The organism is Chitinophaga terrae (ex Kim and Jung 2007), from assembly GCF_900107795.1.
In the GTDB taxonomy this organism is placed as follows: domain Bacteria; phylum Bacteroidota; class Bacteroidia; order Chitinophagales; family Chitinophagaceae; genus Chitinophaga; species Chitinophaga terrae.
In genome coordinates this window covers 166,481-185,452 of the sequence record NZ_FNRL01000008.1, presented here as the reverse complement: position 1 = coordinate 185,452, position 18,972 = coordinate 166,481, and the positions used below count along the sequence as shown (strand labels likewise).

Below are 18,972 nucleotides of genomic sequence, written 5' to 3'. Positions count from 1 at the left end.
ATTACTGGTAAGCGGTTTTGGTTAAAGCCCAGCTTCATGGAACTTGTTTGGATAATCACTGATGATGCCATCCACACCCATACTGCGCAGCTTCTTCATTTCATCAACCGTTTGTACAGTCCACGGCACAATGGTAATATGCCTGTCGTGGCATTTCTTTACCAGTTCAGGTGTAACCATTTCATAGGCCGGGTTGTAGAAATACGGTGTAAATCCAAGCTGTTCCAGGTGTTGCTCAAAAGTGTGTTTCTTATCTGATGTCAGGAAGCCCAGTTTGATAGATGGATATTTACGGTGCATTACCTGTAAAGGCCGCGGATCAAAAGACTGCACATACAACCTGTTGCCCAGTTGTTTCAATTGTTTCACTGCCATCATCCTTTCTATGTATTCTTCCGGTGCAGGTTGTTCTTTACCATCTGTTTTTTCAGAAGATTTGATCTCCAGCAGGTAGTACGCAGGCGGCAGATGATGTTGTTTCGTATATGCTTCCACGGAGTCTATCATTTCAGACAGAAGCGGAGCATAACTGCGCATGCGTTGCTGTTCAGGAAATGCAGGATAAGGCTTTTCACCGATGATGAATGAGCGGATATCGCTGTAGTTCATCTGGTAGAAAGTATACTTCGACCTTTCCGCAGGCGGAATATTCTTTCCATCAGGCATGGTGGTGTACGACGGGGTGAAGGACGCATCGTGGTAGACCATTACCTGTCCGTCTTTGGTGATGTGGATATCAAATTCGATGGTGTTGGCTCCCACTTCCAACCCTTTGTACATTGCCGGGATAGTGTTTTCCGGCATCAGGCCGCGGGTACCGCGGTGCCCTACTTTGAAGACGGTAGGATCTGCGGCGGTTTGCCGGGCAGACCTGGTAGTTTTACAAGCTGTAAATGCAGTGCAGGCAGCCAGTGCCACTACGGCTAATGACAGTTGTTTTTTTGTTCGCATGGTAGTGATAGTGTGTTTCCGTTTGCAGCCTATAGCGTCATTGTTCCAGCGCCACAGGCAATTATCTGTTAATCCGTTTCCGTTGTAATAGCGTCATAGTTTCCGGCTATTAACAAAATGCATGGTTTCCGTTTATGGGACCAGCAGGTTGTTGACTGGTCCCCGCTTTTATTTTTGAATTGCCAGGTACAATACTGCAGCCAGCACAGCTCCGCAGATGGGACCAATCACAGGTACCCAGGCATAGCTCCAATCGCTGTGCGACTTATGTTTCATTGGCAGGATCTGGTGCATGATCCTTGGCCCCAGGTCTCTTGCCGGGTTGATCGCATAGCCGGTTGTACCGCCTAATGCCAACCCGATCACCCATACGAGGAAGGCGGCAGGAATAGCGCCCAGCGCCCCCATCCCTATCGGTTGTTTGGTGCCGCTCTCCGCTATCATAGAAGGATCGGCAAAATAGAAGATGGTGAACAGCAACACGAAGGTTCCAGTAACTTCACAGATGAAGTTGCGGGCAATATTTCGTATAGCCGGTTCCGTGCAAAAGGCGGCGCGTTGCGCAGCGCCATCTTCTGTCAGATCGAAATGATCTTTATAGTTTAGCCATACCAGGGAAGTGCCGAGCATGGCGCCCGCCAGTTGAGCGAGTATATAGAAAGGTACATCTGCCCATGGTAGCTTATGCGCCACCGCCATGGCGATGGTAACAGCAGGGTTTATATGGCCTCCGCTGAACGAGCCGGAGATCACCACGCCAACATACACGGCTAAGGCCCAGGCGGTAGTGATCACGATCCATCCGCTGTTATTACCTTTCGTTTTATTAAGTACTACGTTGGCCACTACCCCGTTACCGAGGAGTACCAGCATCATTGTACCGAGGAATTCTGCTAAAAAAGGAGACATGGAAAAATCAGTTTTAAAATGAATTAAAGTTGAGCCCAGGTTTTAGCTGTGGCAATAGCCCTGTTCCAGCCGTCAATCCATTGTTTACGCTGATCGGCAGAGCCATCCGGCGTAAAGCATTTTTCCATATTCCACTGACTGCGGATCTCTTCCAGGTTTTCCCAGTATCCGACTGCCAGGCCGGCCAGGTAGGCAGCGCCCAATGCAGTGGTTTCGGTTATACCCGGGCGTACTACTTTTGTTTGCAGTACATCTGCCTGGAATTGCATCAGCAGGTTATTGCTTGTTGCACCGCCGTCTACTCTTAATTCTTTTATACTAAGTCCGGCATCCGCTTCCATTGCTTTCAGTACGTCCATAGTCTGGTAAGCGATGCTTTCCAGCGCTGCGCGGGCAATATGGCCGGCGTTTGTACCGCGGGTCATACCTACCAGCGTACCGCGGGCATGCTGATCCCAATGCGGGGCGCCTAAACCAGCGAAAGCCGGTACCAGGTATACGCCGTCGTTCTGCGGAACGGAGGCCGCCAGCGCTTCCACTTCTGAAGAAGAGCGGATAATGCCAAGGCCGTCCCTCAGCCATTGCACAATAGCGCCTGCGATGAAAATACTTCCTTCCAGGGCGTAGTTGATCTCGCCGTTCACTTTCCAGGCAACGGTTGTGAGCAGGTTGTTTTTGCTGATGATAGGTTCCTGGCCGATGTTCATCAACATAAAACACCCGGTGCCATAAGTGTTCTTTACCATTCCCGGGGCGGTGCACATCTGCCCGAATAAAGCAGCATGCTGATCTCCGGCTATTCCAGCAACCGGTATCTGGGCGGCAAAAACGCCGGGAGCTGTATAGCCTGATATGGCGCTGGATTCGTTCACTACAGGCAATATGCTGGCAGGAATATCGAGTAACGCGAGCAGTTCTTCGTCCCATTGCTGCGTATGTATGTTGAACAGCATGGTGCGGGAAGCGTTAGTGATATCGGTTGCATGTACTTCGCCATGTGTCAGATTCCAGGTAAGCCAGCTATCTACGGTCCCAAATGCAAGTTTGCCTTGTTGAGCCTTTTTCCTGGCGCCTTCTACATGATCGAGTATCCATTTTATTTTGGTGCCGGAGAAATAGGCGTCGATCACTAATCCTGTTTTCTCGCGGACCATTGTTTCTTTTCCTTCAGCTTTCAGTTGATCACAGAATTTGGCGGTGCGGCGGTCCTGCCATACGATAGCGTTGTAAACAGGTTTACCTGTTTCACGGTCCCAAACAATTGTTGTTTCGCGCTGGTTGGTGATGCCGATGGCGGCGATATTACCCCCTTCCAGCCCGGCTTTGGCCATGGCTTCGGTGGCCACGCCGATCTGGCTGCTCCAGATCTCGGTTGGGTCATGCTCGACCCATCCTGGTTGAGGAAATATCTGGGTAAATTCTTTTTGCGCCACAGAAACCGGTGTCCCTGCCTTATCGAAGATAATTGCACGGGAACTGGTTGTTCCCTGGTCCAGCGCCATTACGTACTTGTTCATATTTTTCTATTTCGTGGATATTACTAGTCGCAGCTTTTTAAAAGCGCGTATATTGGTTATTTCAGCGATCATTGTTCCTGCTTAGGCGCTAAGCGGCATTTGCCGGCGTTTGTTTTCATTATTCAGCAAATAGTGGCCGGCCATTTTGGTAAATGCTTCCACCTGTTGCTGCTGCCATGCGGCGTCTTTTCCGTTCACTGTAGCCATCAGTGCTGCAACGGCGGGCGCCATTTCAATTGCGGCTGCAGCATCAAGGAACAAAGCCCTTAATCTTCTTGCCAATACATCCTCTACTGTGACAGCCATTTCATTTTGCACCGCCCATATTACCTGGGCTTTAACATAAGGTAACGCCGGATGCAATTTAGCACCCATTGCCGGATTACGAACAATATAAGATTCTATTTCGGCGGCATCACTTCCATAAACATCGAACGGTGCGGGCGCCGGTTTTTGCTGGTAGCCATGGATGCGGAGCGTCCTGGTAGTGCAGTTAACAGGCAACAATCCTCCTTTTTTGATGGCCATATCCACTACGTCTTCCGCCATTTTACGGAAGGTAGTCCATTTTCCGCCTGTAATGGTGATCAGGCCGGAATCCGCAACAAGGATCTTATGGCTCCTGGAGATCTCCTTGGTGCTGCCGGTGTTTTTCTGTGGCGCCGCCAGGGGACGCAGGCCGGCAAATACGCTTAACACGTCTTTACGTTGAGGCGCCCGGGTAAGGTATGCCCCGGCAGTGTTCAGGATAAAGTTGATCTCTTCTTCCAGCGCAACGGGTTCCAGGCTATGCTGGTCCAGCGGCGTATCTGTAGTTCCAAGCAACACTTTATTATGCCATGGTACGGCAAAAAGTACGCGCCCGTCGGATGTTTTAGGGATCATAACAGCGCTGCTGCTGTTAAGGAAAGAAGCATCCAGCACCAGGTGTACGCCCTGGCTGGGCCTAACCATATTAGGCGCCGATGGATTATCCATCTGCAATACTTCATCTACAAATACGCCGGTGGCATTGATCACTGTTTTACCCTGCAATTGATATTGTTCACCGGTCTCAAGATCTTCTGCAATAACGCCGCTCACTTTGCCGCCTGTTTTCTGCAATGCTTTCACTTTGCAATAGTTCAGGAGTACGGCGCCGTTTTCAGCGGCTGTTTGTGCGATGTTCACTGCCAGGCGGGCATCATCAAATTGCCCGTCGTGGTATACAATACCTCCTTTTAGTCCTTTTTCCCGGATATTAGGCAAGCGCCTGAGCACTTCCTGTTTTCCTATGTGCATGGACTTTCCCAGGCTGAGTTTACCGGATAAGAGATCATAGATCTTTAAGCCGATCGTATAAAAAGGGCCATCCCACCAACGGTACTGGGGAATGACGAATTGTTGATTATGTGCCAGGTGAGGCGCATTGGCCAGCAACAGGCCTCTTTCGTATAACGCTTCCCGTACTAATGCCACGTCGCCCTGCGCCAGGTACCTGACTCCCCCATGCACTAACTTGGTGCTCCTGCTGGAGGTACCTTTGGCAAAATCGGCTTGTTCTAACAGGACAGTTTTAAATCCTCTTTTGGCTGCATCCATTGCTACTCCTAACCCGGTGGCTCCGCCACCGATAATGATCATGTCCCAGCTTTTTGATACTGATTGCCTGACCTGTTGTATAGATTCGATTCTCTTCATTTGATTGCGCGATTCACTTTTGTTTGATTTCGGTTGTTTAATTTTTATTGAGATAAGTAATAAAAAGAAACAATTCGAAACCAAAATAGAAAATAAAATGAAAAGCCAAAAAAATTTTGGATGATAGGTAAACAAATTTTTCCTCCAAATATTTTCTTCTTGATTACAAGTGATTAATATAGATTAATATTAGATTATATAATCAGATGCGGTTTCATTTCCTTTCCTTCTGAATCGTTATGGTTACATTTGATGCGTTAATAAATTACTAAATTAGCCTCGTATAGGTTAAAACGAAACTATTTAGTTGATATTTGTAAGCAAATGGTTTCGGGTGCAAACTTGGGAAAAAAAGAAGAACCGGTGATAGTTTTATAAGTTAATTTTACGTTATGTCTATGATCAATATCGCTGAACGTCATAAGTATATACTTGATAAGTTACATGAGAAAGGATATGTGAATGTATTGGACCTGTGTAAAGATTTGGATGTTTCCGGGGTAACAATTCGAAAGGATTTGAAATTGCTGGAAGATAAGGCCTTACTCTTCCGCTCGCATGGCGGGGCCACTATCAACAACCCTTATACGAACGACAAACCGGTTAATGAAAAAGCGAATATCCGCAAAGAAGAGAAGTCAGGGATCGGCCATGCCGGCGCTGCACTCATAGCCCCCAACGACGCCATCATCATTGCCTCCGGCACAACCGTTCATAATCTCGCTAAACATATACAGCCACGCGGACACCTTACTGTGATCACCAGCGCCCTGAACGTAGCATTAGAATTACTCCGCCATCCCGATATTGAAGTGATCCAGTTGGGCGGACATCTCCGCAACAGCTCTTCTTCCGTAACCGGACCCTATGCAGAAAGGATCTTACAGGATTTCTCCTGCAGCAAACTATTCCTGGGCGTTGACGGCATCGACCTGGAGTTCGGACTCACCACCACGAATATACTGGAAGCCCACCTTAACCAGAAAATGATCAACACAGTACAGAAAACCATCGTACTGGCCGATTCTTCCAAATTCGGCAAACGCGGTTTTGGCAGGATCTGCGGCCTGGAAGACATCGACGAAATCATTACCGACAGCGGAGTACCCCAACATATCGTCAAACAACTGGAAGATATGGGCGTGAAGGTGACAGTTGTCCAGGCTTAAAATTTAACCGGATAAGCGTTATCTTGCATTTCATTAACCGCCTGTATCCTATGAAAAAACAGTTGCCTATTTTTTTAATGCAGCTCTCAGCTGCTTTCTTCCTTTTATCATCCTGTGTTAAAGAAGTGCCTGCCGATTACCCGCTAAGCCTGAACCCGGGGCCCGATTTTACCGTACCCGATCCCGCCAACAGCGCCAAATACGAATTCATATCTGTGAACGGCGCCTGTTCGGATGCCGTCGTAGAAGGCGCTTATACCGTTGGTAAAGCGGCAGACGCCACGAACTTTATTCGTGTAACCGTTTATGTTACCAGGACCGGCGCCTGGACCATGAAAACACCGGTTGTAAACGGGGTTAGTTTTGCGGGCCAGGGAACATTCAACGATACAGGGCTGCAACCTGTGAAGTTGCTGGCCAGCGGCACTCCCGTGCGGGCGCAGACTTACAACACAACCATGACAGCCGCCAACGGCAACTGCAGCACGACTTTCACCTGCGAACAGCCATAAGCAGATTATATAATGAGGGTCTCTACAGACGTAGAGACCCTGGAACATCGAGTGGTTTGTTATTGGAACGTGTCTGGCTTATGAGAAAAAATTATTTGGGATGAACATTGCCAATGGCCTGCAGATCAATATTACAGGAGTCTTTAAAATAGTTCACTGCTATATTGTATTTCTTCTTTATCAATCCATTTTTATCTACCCCCGGAGCAAAATACAGGGACTGCATCTCTTCGAAGGTATGCGTTGTAATAGTTTTGATATAGCAACCCAGATCAACCACCGGATTTAAGGACATATCCTCTTCCAGCAACCCTACCGCATAAAAATCCGTAACTCCCCATACATTGGTAGGCGTTAGTTTCCTGAATGCTTCCGGTACGCGTATACGCCCATTTAATATGGCATGGGTCATATAATAACGGTGCATGTTCCCGGTACAGGTATTCAGGTAATCGTTGCCTTTTGTTAACAGGTCGTTGTTCACAAATCCAAGGGTAAAAGATTTGTCGGTAGCCCGGCAGGAAGCATCTTCATAAAAAAACTTCTGCAACTCCGGTTTATAGATAAACAAGCCGGAAGAAAGCATGATCACAAAAGGCATTGTTGTTTTCCTGAACGCTTCAGGATAGTGTTTCAGGCAATGCTCCTTGAAAACGCTGATTGCCCGGCCAACAGCTTCAGGCGTTCCCTGGAGAGCCGAATCTACTGACCCTGCGTCAAAACCTGATTTAAATTCTGCTTGTGTGAACTTATACAGGATATAACTTCCGTATTCTTTGTAAAAAGCCATAATAGTATCGTCGTATGGCTGGTTTCCCTGCGGGATCTTATACAGATTTGCGGGCATGACCGGCTGAAGGGCAGGTTCTCTTTTGCACCCTGCAAATGCAAGGATACCCAAAAGCAGTACGATGAACGATTTATAAAAAGCTGACATGGTAATTGGTTTAAGTGAATCAATCCGGTTTACGCTGACCTGTGATCTGCGGGTTCTGGGTAAGGCTCTCGTTGAATAACAGCACTTCCTGCGGTATGGGTAGTACATATTGCGGGTCGCGCCTCTTCAGCGTATAGATCTCTGTTTTATCAGGCGCCGGGGCAAACTTGTGTTTTATTTCAGGCATGCCGTACCTCCTGAGGTCCATCCAGCGATGCGCTTCTTCGAAACACAGTTCTCTTCTACGTTCCAGCCGGCACTTATACAGCATATCATCGCCCGTTGTCACTTCCCAGGGTTGATAAGTACCCGCCTGATACCGCTTTTCTCTTAATTTATTCAGATCATCTAACGCCAGTTGCGCTTTTGCAAGATCTCCGCCCAGCCTGAACTGTTGTATAGCCGCTTCCGCCCTGTTCAGGTACGCTTCAGAGCTTCTCCAGGCAGTAGGAATGCTCCACGTTTCATTGACCACTTTACCCAGCGAATAGTCCGGAGGAAATATCATCCTCAGGAATTCAGGGTTTTCATAGAAATACCTTTGCGACCTGAGATCGTTCACTTCGTAGATTTTAGCCAGGTCCTGCGATACGCTGATCACACGGCTCATACCATCTATATTCACATCGTTATTGGTTCCATACGCCCAGATAGCTTCATTGGTCCTGGCCATGAGCAGGTCGTCGGTAAAGGTGTTGAGGTCCATCAGTTCGGGATGCTGCCGGATCACTATTGTTGCATGTTCTTCTGCTTTTTTCCAGTTCTCCATGTACAGGTAGATACGGCTGGCCAGCAAGTGTGCCGCTACGCTGTTCATGATCTTCGGATTCACCCCGTGTTTTTCCTTTTCCAGTAAATACACGGCGCTGTCAATGTCATTCGTCACCCTGTCGTATACTTCCTTTACCGTATTCCTTGTGAGCCCTTTTTCAACAAGGTTTACATCGAGTTTCAGCGGTACGCCGGGCAATTTATCAGGCGTAGTCGTAGAATCATTGTACGGCAGCGCATAAAGATTCACCAGCATAAAATAATAATAGGCCCTCAGTGCATAAGCTTGCCCTTTATACCAGTCCTTCTCCCACTTTTCGCCTATAGCTCCATCAACATATTGCAATGCAAGGTTGGCTCCCATTATCAGGGTATAATAGGTCTTCCAGGAGTTGAAGTCCGGCTGCATAACACTGCCAAGGACCTTGCATTGTTCCTGGTAATCGGATTGCCATTGAAACGCAGGATAGTCGTAGTATAAGATATCCATCCCACTGAACTGGTAGGCGCCGTAATTATAATATTGTACGTCATCTGAGAATAACTGTACCTGTGGCTGAAATCTTGTCTGCATCCCGGGGTATCCCTCCTGCGCCAGCAGGTCTCCAAATTCGCTTACTTTGGTAGGTATTACTTCATTCATTGACTTTTCGGCCAGGAACTTTTTACAGGAAGAAAAAATACCTGCGAACATTATAATTAATAATAAATATCGGTTCATTTCACTTGCTTTAAAAAGTTACAGAAATACTGCCTGTATACTCAGGAACAACGGGCAATGCAGTAGATCCAACACCATCGATTTCAGGGTCTTGTCCCTTTAGTTTCCTGGCTTTTATTTTGAACGGGTTCCTTACTCCCGCGCCCAGTTGCAGCCCTTTCAGTTTTAATTGCTTCACAACAGATTGAGGCACCATGTATCCGAGGTTGATTACATTGCATCTCAGGAAACTGCCGTCGGCTACCATTAAATCCCCGAAATCAAATAAATCGTACCTGTTAATCCTCACAGCCGCGCCAGAGGCATTGGCCATAGGCACTTCGATAGTTCCTTGGCTAAAAAGATCTACAGCCGCAGGTATCTTAGTGTATAGCTCATCTCCCGGTTTCCGCCACCTATCCAGCATTTCCCGGCTCATATTCCCCATGGTGCTTGGATAACGGTTGTTGCCATATTGGTATAAACCATTCATTCTTTTCTTATTCCCTACTGCATAATAAAAGTCGCTGGACAACGACAGGTTCCGGTACCTGAAAGTAAAAGAGAATGTGCCGGTGAGCTTTGGCAGTACCTGGCCTGAATACACCAGGAAATTTTCCGGAGAAGAGATCTTATCATTCATATTCGTTACAGTAGGCAGTCCCGTTTGCGGATCCGGCCCCCCGTACCTGTAAGAATAGAAGCCATCAACAGCCCGTCCGTTCACTTTTGCGGTCCCGTTCAGGTAATCGTTGTATGTATTTAAATAGCCGGTGTCCCTTACGTTGTTGATATTCCAGTTATTCATAAAGGTCAGGGACAGGCTTATATTTTTCCGTTGGATCGGGATCAGGGTTAATTGAAGTTCGTAACCCGAGTTATCCATTACTCCATTATTAGTCAGGTTAGTGCTTACCCCGTTTTCATATGGAATATTATGCGCAACGATCAGATCACGGCCTTTCTTCCTGTACGTATTAAAATCAATGTTCACTTTGTTATTGAAAACAGAAACATTCACCCCCAGGTTGTATTGCTGCGTTTTTTCCCAGCGCAGATCGGGGTATGGCAGGCTTTTAAGAACAATGCCCGGCCTGTTAAAGATATTCGCTTCGTTAATATTGGTGCTGTAACTCGCAATCAGCGATGGACCCACCTGGTTTACCACGTTTCCCTGGGTACCATAGGAGGCGTTGACAAATAAAGCGTCGATCAACTTACTTTCTTTCAGCCATTCTTCACTTTTCGCATCCCATCTGAATCCCACGCTGTAGTTAGGCAGGAACTTCTGGTTGGAATATTGGCCAAACCTGTTGGAACCGTCGGATCTGACGGTAGCGCTAAGCGTATAACGGTTATCGTAGTTGTAGCCCCCGGAAAGATATACACCCACAGAATTGGTGATCATATCAGTTATATTGGTAGCCAGGAGCCGCGTATTACCAAGGTCGCTGGAATAAAATTTCATTCCCCTGTCTGGAAAAAAGCCGCTGCGTTGCATTGCCAAACCTTTATTCACTGCCGAATTGATCTCTGTTCCCAGGTCTACATATACTCTGTCGAGCATATTCCTGACATTGGTACTGAAATTAAAACTGTTACGGGTAGAATAACTGAACATATTGGTATATGCTGTAGCTCCAAGCCCCCCGATCGGAATAGTCGATTGATTCAATACTTCCTGCGGATAGGTTTCTCCATAATTATACCCCCTGATATTTGCGATGTATGAACTTCTTTCCGTAGCATAGTTATAGAGGTTTATATGATTGACTCCCACGCTGCTTTGGTTATTGAAACTGAAACCTCTCCCTATATCATAGCGACCCTGTACCTGCACCGAGAACGAATATCCCCCGTTCTCGTTATATGTATTATCCAGTTCATTGAAAATATTGAATTTAATAGGCCCTGCTCCGTATCTTTTAGGAATATCCGTTGCGTTGGCGATCTCGTAGAAATCATCCTTTGCTACTGTTCTGCTGGTTTTTAAGGCATAATCCAGCGGGCTGACAGTCCCGTTGTAGTAACCCCGTTTTTTAGTGTAGCTTCCCAGGATGTTAATTCCCAAGGTGACGCGTTTACCAATAGCAGTGTTGATATTGGTACTGGTAGAAAATTGTTTGTTCCTGTCCAGCTTGGCTACGCCCTGGTCCTGTAAAAAGCCGAAAGAAGTATAATAAGTTGTATTTCCTACACCGCCACTCACGGAGATGTTATGCGAGGTGCTGACAGCATTCTGGAAGAGGAGCTGAAACCAGTCAGTATTACGGCTGGAAACTTCCGTTACCTTCTGTTTAAAATACTCTTCTGTGATTTCATGCCTGAAAAGTTTGCGGACCAGCGCTTCATACGAATCTGCATACAGGAAACCGTTGGCGCTTACCGGTTTTCCGTCTTCCACCATTTGCTGGGAAAACAACATCCGCTCCGCTGAGTTCATCAGCTGAAGATCGCCGTAACCGGGGCGGCGGCTGAATCTAGTCCAGGTATTATATGTAACATTTGCCGGTCCGGCCTTCCCTCTTTTCGTGGTAACAACTATAACGCCATTGGCTGCACGAACTCCATAAATGGAAGTGGCAGCGGCATCGCGCAAAAAAGTGATGCTTTCTATATCATAGGGATTCAGTCCTGCAATGGCGTTTCCCATCAGTGAATAGTTGCCGTTCGATAAGCCGTTCAGGCTTTCAGCGCTGATATCAACAGGATCAGTCCTGATCATCCCGTCTATTACCCAGAGGGGGGAAGCATTACCAACGAAGGTGCTTGTACCGCGCATGCGGATGGTAGGCCGCGCGTTTACACTGCCGGAATTATTCACTACCATTAGGCCCGGTATTTTACCCTGCAACATCTTATCCACTGTTGGCACTCCCGGCTGCATAATATCTGCCGCCTTGATCTTATAGGTTGCGCCGGTTGCCAGGCGCGGATCAATTTTCTGGTAACCGTTCACCAATACTTCCTGCACCTGTATCGGTGCAGTTTCCATCTGCACTTTTAACATTTCAGGCATGGTGTTCACTTTCATGGTCACTGCTTTCATTCCCATGAGGGAGAACCTGAGCGATTCGCCTTCTTCTATCACCATGGAAAAAAGCCCGTTATCGGTGGTCACGGTCCCTGTTTTGGTTCTTTCGGCCTGGATACTTACACCCGGAAGACCGTTGCCATCCGGGCCTGTTACCTGGCCACGAACGGGGAAGCCGATCTTCTCTACTGTTTTTTGTTGCGTCGGGGTAACCGGGTAGATCACGATACCGCCCATATCTTCCACAAAATCCAGCTTCTTCGCATCCAGGATAGTTTTCAGTATGCGTTCCAGCGTTTCTGATTTTACGTCAATGGTCACCGGTGGTTGCCTTCTTACCTCGTCGGCATTGTAGGTGAACCTGACGTTGGAAAGCGCGCGGATATCCTTTAGTACAAGCGCCAATGGTTTGTTGGTCGCTTTATAGGTGATCCGTTTATCCAGTGCAGGACTTACCTGGCTATAGGCAGTTTCGCCTGTAACCATAAGCAGGAGCAGGAACAACAGGACACGAAAGCGCCTGGCCCCACAACAGAGCAAATTGCTGGTTTGTTTCATCTGTCAATCATTTACAAAGTGGCTACAGTTAGCTGTAGATGCCCGTTTTGGTTGATTTTACTTTTTATCTATAATTACTGTTCTATTTTCTACTCTAAAGACAATCTTATTTGTAGTCCGGCTCAATTTATCCAGGACTACCTGTAATGAAGCTGGTCTTGGTATTTCTATAGTAAACTGCAGGTCCATAAGGTCTGCCGATTTAAACTTAAAATTATAGTCATAATCCCGGGCCAGGCTATTGGTGATCGCTTTTAAGGAAGCGTCTTCAAAATAGATAACGCCGTCTTTCCAGGCGGTGAACAGATGCGTATCTACCTGTTGTACCTGCTGATCGCCCCCGGAACTGTTATACTGCATTTGTTCTCCGGGTTTCAGCGTTACCGCTTTCCCTGCGGCGGCAACTTTAACTTTTCCGTTCACCAACGTGGTATAGATAATACGATCATAGGTATTGACATTGAACTCTGTTCCCAGCACCGTGATCTCTACACCGGCGGCATTGACAACGAACGGCTTTGCTGCATCGGGAGCCACGGTAAGATAAGCTTCCCCGGAGATCTCTATAGTCCTGGTACCTGAAGTGAACGCCTGCGGGAATACCATTTTCGATTCGGCATTCAGCGTTACAATGGTGCCATCAACCAATTGCACGGGCACCTGGCGCCCCCTGGGCACCTCCAGGGTATCCATTCCTGAACCGGGCGATGATTGGTCCAGCGCTTTGTAGACCACTTTTTTCCCTGAAGCCTGGATATGAGCCCCTCCGGCCTGCACATCCACAACACTGTCGGCCAGTCTTATACTTTTCCCGTTCGCCATTTTTATTTCAGGGAATTGTTCAGGCAGTGCGTTGGCTATTGTAGCCTGCTTTTTAGGATGGAACAACAGTTGTTTGCCCATCCAACCTGCAAAGATCAGTATTGCTACAGCAGCTGCTATTTTCAGGTATCTCCGGTAACCGACCACTTTAGGCTCCTGCCTGATGGCCTGTTGGAACCTTGTCCATCCTTCATCCGCAGGAAACAGACCGGCTGCATCTTTATTTTTTAAGCGCATACGGATCTCGTCAGCCATCTGCAACAGCTGCTTTTCTTCTTCCGTGAGGGTATTGGCCTCTCCCCCGGCTGCTTTACTTTCCAGGAGAGCTAACAGTTTGTCCCAATCAATATTTTTCTCAGAATGTTCCATTCAATTGTTAGTATGTAGACAACGTAATGTTTAAAAAGGGTGAAGGGAAAGATCAGGATTTTGATAAAAAATATAAGAATATCACAAACCTGACGATCCATTCACATTCTTTCCTCAGGAACTGGTAGGCCAGTTTGATCTGGGTTTTAACTGTATTGACGGAAATTCCCAGCTGGCTGGCTATATCTTTATACTTTAATTCGTCCCTGTTGCTCATTAAAAAAATACGCTGCCTTTGTTCAGGCAAACGGGAAATAGCCGCCCACAGGGCAGCTTCTTTATTTTCTTCAGGTTGATACTGGTCGTCGGGTAGTTGATCTGCGCTTGCTTCTATAATAGCTGTTGAATCGAAGGCTATCCTGCCGGCGCGTTTGATGTAGTTCAGCGCTGCATTTCTTACCGCCCTGGTCGAATAGCTATTAAAATTCAGGATAGAAAGTTCATCCCGCTTCTTCCAGCAATAAAGAAAAAAATCCTGTACAATATCTTTGGCTGCCTCCTCATTGTCCACTACATAATAAGCTGTTGCACAAAGATGGGAATAATGCGATCTGAAAAGCTCCTCAAAATCTTCCGACCTATTTGTTTTTGGTTGATGCATAGGCCATTTGTGCTTCCGTTAAATTTCAGACACAAAATAGCTGAATAATTCAATTTTCTTCAAATTTTCCGCTAAATGCTGTTACTATTTTTAAAGAACATTAATCAAATTTATCATAGATGAATTTTTAGAGAAAAAAGAAAGATGTTACCGGGTAGCGGTTACCGCGGCAGGAAATCTTTCGTTATAGCACCTGGTAATCTCTTCAACCACTTCATCTCCCAGGGCAATAGATAAGGAGCTGTTTAAAAACTTCCCATTTTCATCGATCAATATATACCGCGGCACTCCCGTCAGCTTATATTGCTCCCTGATCTTCGTAGTTTCAGCCAAAGCGGTGTTCATCAGCAAATTGTCAGGCCCCGTGATCTGGAATTTTTCGGAAAGCTGTTTCCATAGTTCCGCCTCCCCTATATCATCCATGGAAACCGTCAGGAAAACAATGCCCGGCTTACCGGCGAACTGCTCTTTTATTTCCCTGTACCTGGGCAATTTTGCTTTGCAGTAGGTACACCAGGTTGCCCAGAAATCGATCACTACCAGCTTACCCCGGAAATCCGACAATCTTACATTTCTTCCTTCACTGTTAATCGTGAAATTATAGGCCACACGGCCTTTATCCAACGTTGAATAGCTTTTATAGAGTTCCGCTATTGCTTTTTTTGTTGAAGATGCAGGCAATTTTTGTAACATCACCGGAATTAATTTCCTGATGTTCCCCGAAAAGTAGTTAGCCCTTAGTTCTCCCTGGACCCACGACATGCAGGCTACCTGCTTCAACTCATTACTTCCGGCTGTCGTCAAAAGTTTTTCATAGTCCTGCAATATTCCTGAACCCTCTTTCAGCGCTAATCCCATTCTCCAGCACTGCACTACCGACATCAGTTCTCCCTTGTTCCCGATACCGGAAATGACCGGGTCCTGTATCCTGAATTTCCCAAAATAGCGTTTTACAAACACACTGTCGCCCGCCGCCGCAGGATGCAGCGACAGGTAATCTGCCATAAATTTCAAATGCCTGGTAGCAGCATAGGTCTGCAACATATCCCTTTCTGCCGGTAAAAGCGCCGTTCCTGCCAATAACTTGCCTATTTGCTGTTCCCGGTCGGCCAACCGGTTTAATACGTCATTCAACGCAAGGCTGTCTGGCACTCTCCCCAGCAGGGAGTCAATTTTAAAGGGCAACAACTGCTTCGCGGGGTTCTGAACCTCGCTCACCACGTAAAACCCTCCGGCCGGGACAGACTGGTATTTAAGTTTTACGGTTAACTGCTCTCCTGCCGTTACCAGCAACGCTTTGTCGGCAATCCAGACCACTTGTGTAAGTGCAGGCAGTTCATACCGCTTTACTTCTACAGGCTGGGTTATCGGCCACATTTCCATCTTATCATAATACTCATCATTCCCCTTATAGAAACTTACGCGAATAGGATACATATTATTATCACGCCTGGAGATCTGAAGTTCGATCCTAGCAGGCTTGCCTCCCGCCTGCACGGCCAGGGAAGAAGAGATCAGTAAGAACAGCAATAATATACGTAGTCTCATACCCGAATTAGGTTTTCTTTTTAATCCAGGCAACCGGTTGGCAGATTAGGGTGAAGGGGAGAAAAAATTTTTTTACAGAAAGGGGGGGAGAAAATATCGCAAAACGTGGAATTACCAGGGCAGTTAAAACAAATTAGCCGCCCTGGTTAAAATAATTTTAACTTAATCTTTTCAGCCTGTATAAAAGTTGTTTGATGGCTTCCTGGTATTCGTCGATAATAGACTGTGTAAATTTTTCCTTGAACATGTCCCTGCATTCATCAACGTGTTCATAGAAACCTTCGATGTAGCCTATGTGATCTTTCGGCGCGCGGGTTTCGGGGATAACGATGTTCATATCGCCCATTGTCGCCATTGTAGTTTCCACCAGGCGGTCTGTAGCTTTTACCAGGTCTTCTATCGCTTCGTCCAGCGCTATATGCGCCGCATAGCTTCCTTTACCTGTTATATTCCAGTGGATAAGTTTAAGACTGTTATTGAATGCAAACATGTCTCCAAACACCTGAGAAACTTGCGCCGATTGGGTCTTAGTCTGGTCTTTTACTGCAGTTGAACTCATAGTTTAAAGTTTTAATGTTAAAAAATAAGGAGGCCGTTTCACGTACTTCTTACTACAATTACCCTGTTCATCAAATAGCGGACCAGCCAAATGGCATTCAAATGCCTTCCGGCCAGATGTTGCAAATCAGGCCGGCCCGTTGTACCTTGGCGCTCAATAATTTCGCTATGTACGAAACGTATAAGCAAGCCCTGGCCGAAGATGGATTTGTGGTAATAGATGATGTTTTTTCTGAAGAAGAGGTGAATGATATCCTTCAACATATCGGACAGGCAGATACCAATAACCCGTTATTCCGTAAAACAACCGACCTGTTTGCCATTCGCCGGTTCCTGCATGCTGTGCCTGAAGTTAAGTCTGCTTTATTCACGCCTGCACTGAAAGGAATAATCCGGGAACTTTTCGGGAAAGATTATTTCCTCGTAAAAGCCATCTATTTCGATAAACCCGGGAATTCGAACTGGTTTGTTGCCTGGCACCAGGATCTCACTATCTCGGTGGATAAAAAAACAGAACTGGATAATTACGGTCCATGGACGGTAAAGCCAGACCAGTATGCCGTGCAGCCGCCACTGGCGCTGCTGGAAAACATCTACACTATCCGCATACACCTTGATGATACTACCGCAGGAAACGGCGCCCTGAAAGTGATTCCAGGCTCTCATAAAAAGAGGATCGTACGACCCGAAAGCATCAACCTGGAATCAACTCCCGAACAAAGCTGCAGCGTAAAAAAAGGCGGCGTAATGATCATGCAGCCGCTATTGCTGCATGCTTCCTCGAGGAGCACGAACGACCGGAATCGCCGGGTTGTACACCTGGAATTCAGCGATCAGCAACTGCCGGGAGAACTTAACTGGGCAGAACAACTGTACTTTTAATTACAAGACGACTTCTTCTGTCAAGAAACCCTTATCACATCAATATTCAATAAACTTCCCAGTTTCTGCAATTTGCCTGCAATATGCCCGGTGCCGATGGCGCAATGGTGTGCAGGCCCTTCGGCGCACCAGTTGTTTACAAAAGTTTTTATGGGCATAGGGAATTTATACCTGCCGTTAGTATTTCCTATTTGTAAAATAGGACCGGGCACCGATTCCGCTTCCGCTACCAGCAGCTTCAAACCTTTGCCGGGATTCTCTACCACCGACATCAGGGTAACGGGACCATACTTTACTTTCATTTCAACAGATAGCCCTTTTCCTGGTTTGCCATGATAAACGCCCAAAGGTTTCAGGATGGGTTTTCCTTCGGCAATAGACAAATGCCCTGGGCCATCGTGCCCCATGAGGATGATCTCTTCATTGAAATCCAGCCCGTAGAATTCTGTGAACGATCCTCCCGCCCCGAAAAGGTCCATTATTTTCATTGCCTGAATGTTCTTCACTTCATATTCACCTGCAACCGGTACATTACGGGAAGTAAGCATGGAGTTGCCCGTGATAACCGAAGAGATAATATCTTCATACGCATTGTCGGGCATGCCTTCGTAATAGTAACAGATAGAGCCGAGTTGATGCCGGGCAACAAGTTTATCCATCGCCACAGCCGTATGCGCGGCCCTGTCCAGCTCTGCTTCGGGACATTCGTCCAATACATAAAATGCTTCGGCGATCTCTAAACGCTTCGCTGCAATTTCACTGGCGGATACTTCTTTTCTCAGTTCGTCGAGTTCGCACATTTCCAGGTGCTGAACGAAACCGCCGAAGGTAGCGCATTGCAAAGTGAGATCAGAATAAATATCGAGCATCCCGTTATAGTAATGTCCGAGTACTCCCAACCGGTTATGCTGCATTTGTACTGCTACCCTGGTAGCTGCGATCCAGTCCATGATCTCTTCCCATGCCTCTTCGTCATCCAGCGTTCCGGTGACCTGGTGAAATTTTATACCTGCCCTGTTAAAAACATTGGCGATTTCAGGTACGGCGCAGGCCTGGCAATTGGCCAGCCACTCGCCTGTCATCACTCCCCTGTCGCCCAGTTTATTGAACCAGTCGTAATCTATTGCTTTGATCGGCTGCAGGTTCAGGATAATCACCGGCGGAGACCCGGCTTTTTGCACTACGGGCAAAACGGTAGCAGACAAGGCATAGGTAGAAACATAGAGAAAGATCACGCTTACATCTTCTTTGCGGAAGAGGTCTGCCGCCGCCCATGCGCCTTCAATAGAATCTATAAGCCCGGCATTCACCAAAGTGATCTCAGCGCCAAGCCGGCCGGCGATCTGTTGCTGGTAGCCTTCCAGCCTTTCTTTCAAACCCTTAAACTGGGGCCAGTAGGTAGATAATCCTATCCCGAATAAACCTGCTTTCATAGAAAATATTTGAGGATTAAA

Annotated in this window: 15 protein-coding genes; 3 read left to right on the top strand and 12 right to left on the bottom strand. The window is 46.9% G+C overall.

Features of this window, described 5'->3' with window-relative positions; all coding sequences use genetic code 11:
- Window positions 1-21: 21 nt before the first annotated feature.
- The 4 genes from BLV62_RS11010 to BLV62_RS10995 all read right to left on the bottom strand — a co-directional run bounded on the left by BLV62_RS11010 (window position 22) and on the right by BLV62_RS10995 (window position 5,057).
- Window positions 22-951: a glycerophosphodiester phosphodiesterase family protein gene (locus BLV62_RS11010; RefSeq protein WP_089761560.1), complete on the bottom strand. Its 930-nt coding sequence runs from the start codon at window positions 949-951 to the stop codon at window positions 22-24.
- Between the two features lie 168 nt (window positions 952-1,119).
- On the bottom strand, window positions 1,120-1,860 hold the full coding sequence (locus BLV62_RS11005; protein WP_089761558.1) for an MIP/aquaporin family protein: 741 nt from the start codon (window positions 1,858-1,860) through the stop codon (window positions 1,120-1,122).
- A gap of 23 nt (window positions 1,861-1,883) precedes the next feature.
- Window positions 1,884-3,377: a glycerol kinase GlpK gene (gene glpK, locus BLV62_RS11000; protein WP_089761556.1), complete on the bottom strand. Its 1,494-nt coding sequence runs from the start codon at window positions 3,375-3,377 to the stop codon at window positions 1,884-1,886.
- 81 nt (window positions 3,378-3,458) lie between these two features.
- Window positions 3,459-5,057: a glycerol-3-phosphate dehydrogenase/oxidase gene (locus tag BLV62_RS10995; protein WP_089761554.1), complete on the bottom strand. Its 1,599-nt coding sequence runs from the start codon at window positions 5,055-5,057 to the stop codon at window positions 3,459-3,461.
- A gap of 392 nt (window positions 5,058-5,449) precedes the next feature.
- Between BLV62_RS10995 and BLV62_RS10990 the strand changes: the two genes are divergently transcribed.
- Entirely contained in the window at window positions 5,450-6,226 is a 777-nt protein-coding gene (locus BLV62_RS10990) for a DeoR/GlpR family DNA-binding transcription regulator (protein ID WP_307381815.1), read from the top strand.
- 50 nt (window positions 6,227-6,276) lie between these two features.
- Window positions 6,277-6,738, top strand: a complete 462-nt coding sequence (locus BLV62_RS10985) for a hypothetical protein (RefSeq protein ID WP_139170108.1) — start codon at window positions 6,277-6,279, stop codon at window positions 6,736-6,738.
- Window positions 6,739-6,829: 91 nt separating this feature from the next.
- On the opposite strand, the gene BLV62_RS10980 is transcribed toward BLV62_RS10985, so the two are convergent.
- The 7 genes from BLV62_RS10980 to BLV62_RS10950 all read right to left on the bottom strand — a co-directional run bounded on the left by BLV62_RS10980 (window position 6,830) and on the right by BLV62_RS10950 (window position 16,637).
- Window positions 6,830-7,675: a zinc-binding metallopeptidase gene (locus BLV62_RS10980; RefSeq protein ID WP_089761549.1), complete on the bottom strand. Its 846-nt coding sequence runs from the start codon at window positions 7,673-7,675 to the stop codon at window positions 6,830-6,832.
- Between the two features lie 19 nt (window positions 7,676-7,694).
- Window positions 7,695-9,167 (bottom strand): RagB/SusD family nutrient uptake outer membrane protein, encoded by a 1,473-nt coding sequence (locus tag BLV62_RS10975; RefSeq protein ID WP_089761547.1) that lies wholly within the window; start codon window positions 9,165-9,167, stop codon window positions 7,695-7,697.
- 10 nt (window positions 9,168-9,177) lie between these two features.
- Window positions 9,178-12,738 (bottom strand): SusC/RagA family TonB-linked outer membrane protein, encoded by a 3,561-nt coding sequence (locus tag BLV62_RS10970; protein WP_089761545.1) that lies wholly within the window; start codon window positions 12,736-12,738, stop codon window positions 9,178-9,180.
- 57 nt (window positions 12,739-12,795) lie between these two features.
- Window positions 12,796-13,929 carry a FecR family protein gene (locus BLV62_RS10965; protein WP_089761543.1) on the bottom strand — a complete coding sequence of 378 codons (1,134 nt, stop codon included), beginning with the start codon at window positions 13,927-13,929 and terminating at the stop codon, window positions 12,796-12,798.
- Between the two features lie 52 nt (window positions 13,930-13,981).
- Window positions 13,982-14,530 (bottom strand): RNA polymerase sigma-70 factor, encoded by a 549-nt coding sequence (locus BLV62_RS10960; RefSeq protein ID WP_089761541.1) that lies wholly within the window; start codon window positions 14,528-14,530, stop codon window positions 13,982-13,984.
- A 147-nt stretch (window positions 14,531-14,677) separates the two neighbouring features.
- The gene (locus BLV62_RS10955) at window positions 14,678-16,078 is read right to left on the bottom strand and encodes a peroxiredoxin family protein (protein ID WP_139170106.1); all 1,401 of its coding nucleotides are present in this window, start codon (window positions 16,076-16,078) and stop codon (window positions 14,678-14,680) included.
- A gap of 157 nt (window positions 16,079-16,235) precedes the next feature.
- Window positions 16,236-16,637 carry a DUF5856 family protein gene (locus tag BLV62_RS10950; protein WP_089761537.1) on the bottom strand — a complete coding sequence of 134 codons (402 nt, stop codon included), beginning with the start codon at window positions 16,635-16,637 and terminating at the stop codon, window positions 16,236-16,238.
- Between the two features lie 14 nt (window positions 16,638-16,651).
- Here BLV62_RS10950 and BLV62_RS10945 point away from each other — a divergent pair, with 14 nt between their 5' ends.
- Window positions 16,652-17,518: a phytanoyl-CoA dioxygenase family protein gene (locus tag BLV62_RS10945; protein WP_225889562.1), complete on the top strand. Its 867-nt coding sequence runs from the start codon at window positions 16,652-16,654 to the stop codon at window positions 17,516-17,518.
- A 20-nt stretch (window positions 17,519-17,538) separates the two neighbouring features.
- Here BLV62_RS10945 and BLV62_RS10940 read toward each other — a convergent pair whose 3' ends face one another.
- On the bottom strand, window positions 17,539-18,951 hold the full coding sequence (locus BLV62_RS10940) for an arabinose isomerase (protein ID WP_089761535.1): 1,413 nt from the start codon (window positions 18,949-18,951) through the stop codon (window positions 17,539-17,541).
- Window positions 18,952-18,972: the final 21 nt, after the last annotated feature.

Bases quoted from the DNA above. Each gene is read 5' to 3' on its own strand.
- BLV62_RS11010 (WP_089761560.1), bottom strand. From the start codon at position 951: ATGCGAACAAAAAAACAACTGTCATTAGCCGTAGTGGCACTGGCTGCC.
- BLV62_RS11005 (WP_089761558.1), bottom strand. From the start codon at position 1,860: ATGTCTCCTTTTTTAGCAGAATTCCTCGGTACAATGATGCTGGTACTC.
- glpK (WP_089761556.1), bottom strand. From the start codon at position 3,377: ATGAACAAGTACGTAATGGCGCTGGACCAGGGAACAACCAGTTCCCGT.
- BLV62_RS10995 (WP_089761554.1), bottom strand. From the start codon at position 5,057: ATGAAGAGAATCGAATCTATACAACAGGTCAGGCAATCAGTATCAAAA.
- BLV62_RS10990 (WP_307381815.1), top strand. From the start codon at position 5,450: ATGTCTATGATCAATATCGCTGAACGTCATAAGTATATACTTGATAAG.
- BLV62_RS10985 (WP_139170108.1), top strand. From the start codon at position 6,277: ATGAAAAAACAGTTGCCTATTTTTTTAATGCAGCTCTCAGCTGCTTTC.
- BLV62_RS10980 (WP_089761549.1), bottom strand. From the start codon at position 7,675: ATGTCAGCTTTTTATAAATCGTTCATCGTACTGCTTTTGGGTATCCTT.
- BLV62_RS10975 (WP_089761547.1), bottom strand. From the start codon at position 9,167: ATGAACCGATATTTATTATTAATTATAATGTTCGCAGGTATTTTTTCT.
- BLV62_RS10970 (WP_089761545.1), bottom strand. From the start codon at position 12,738: ATGAAACAAACCAGCAATTTGCTCTGTTGTGGGGCCAGGCGCTTTCGT.
- BLV62_RS10965 (WP_089761543.1), bottom strand. From the start codon at position 13,929: ATGGAACATTCTGAGAAAAATATTGATTGGGACAAACTGTTAGCTCTC.
- BLV62_RS10960 (WP_089761541.1), bottom strand. From the start codon at position 14,530: ATGCATCAACCAAAAACAAATAGGTCGGAAGATTTTGAGGAGCTTTTC.
- BLV62_RS10955 (WP_139170106.1), bottom strand. From the start codon at position 16,078: ATGAGACTACGTATATTATTGCTGTTCTTACTGATCTCTTCTTCCCTG.
- BLV62_RS10950 (WP_089761537.1), bottom strand. From the start codon at position 16,637: ATGAGTTCAACTGCAGTAAAAGACCAGACTAAGACCCAATCGGCGCAA.
- BLV62_RS10945 (WP_225889562.1), top strand. From the start codon at position 16,652: ATGTTAAAAAATAAGGAGGCCGTTTCACGTACTTCTTACTACAATTAC.
- BLV62_RS10940 (WP_089761535.1), bottom strand. From the start codon at position 18,951: ATGAAAGCAGGTTTATTCGGGATAGGATTATCTACCTACTGGCCCCAG.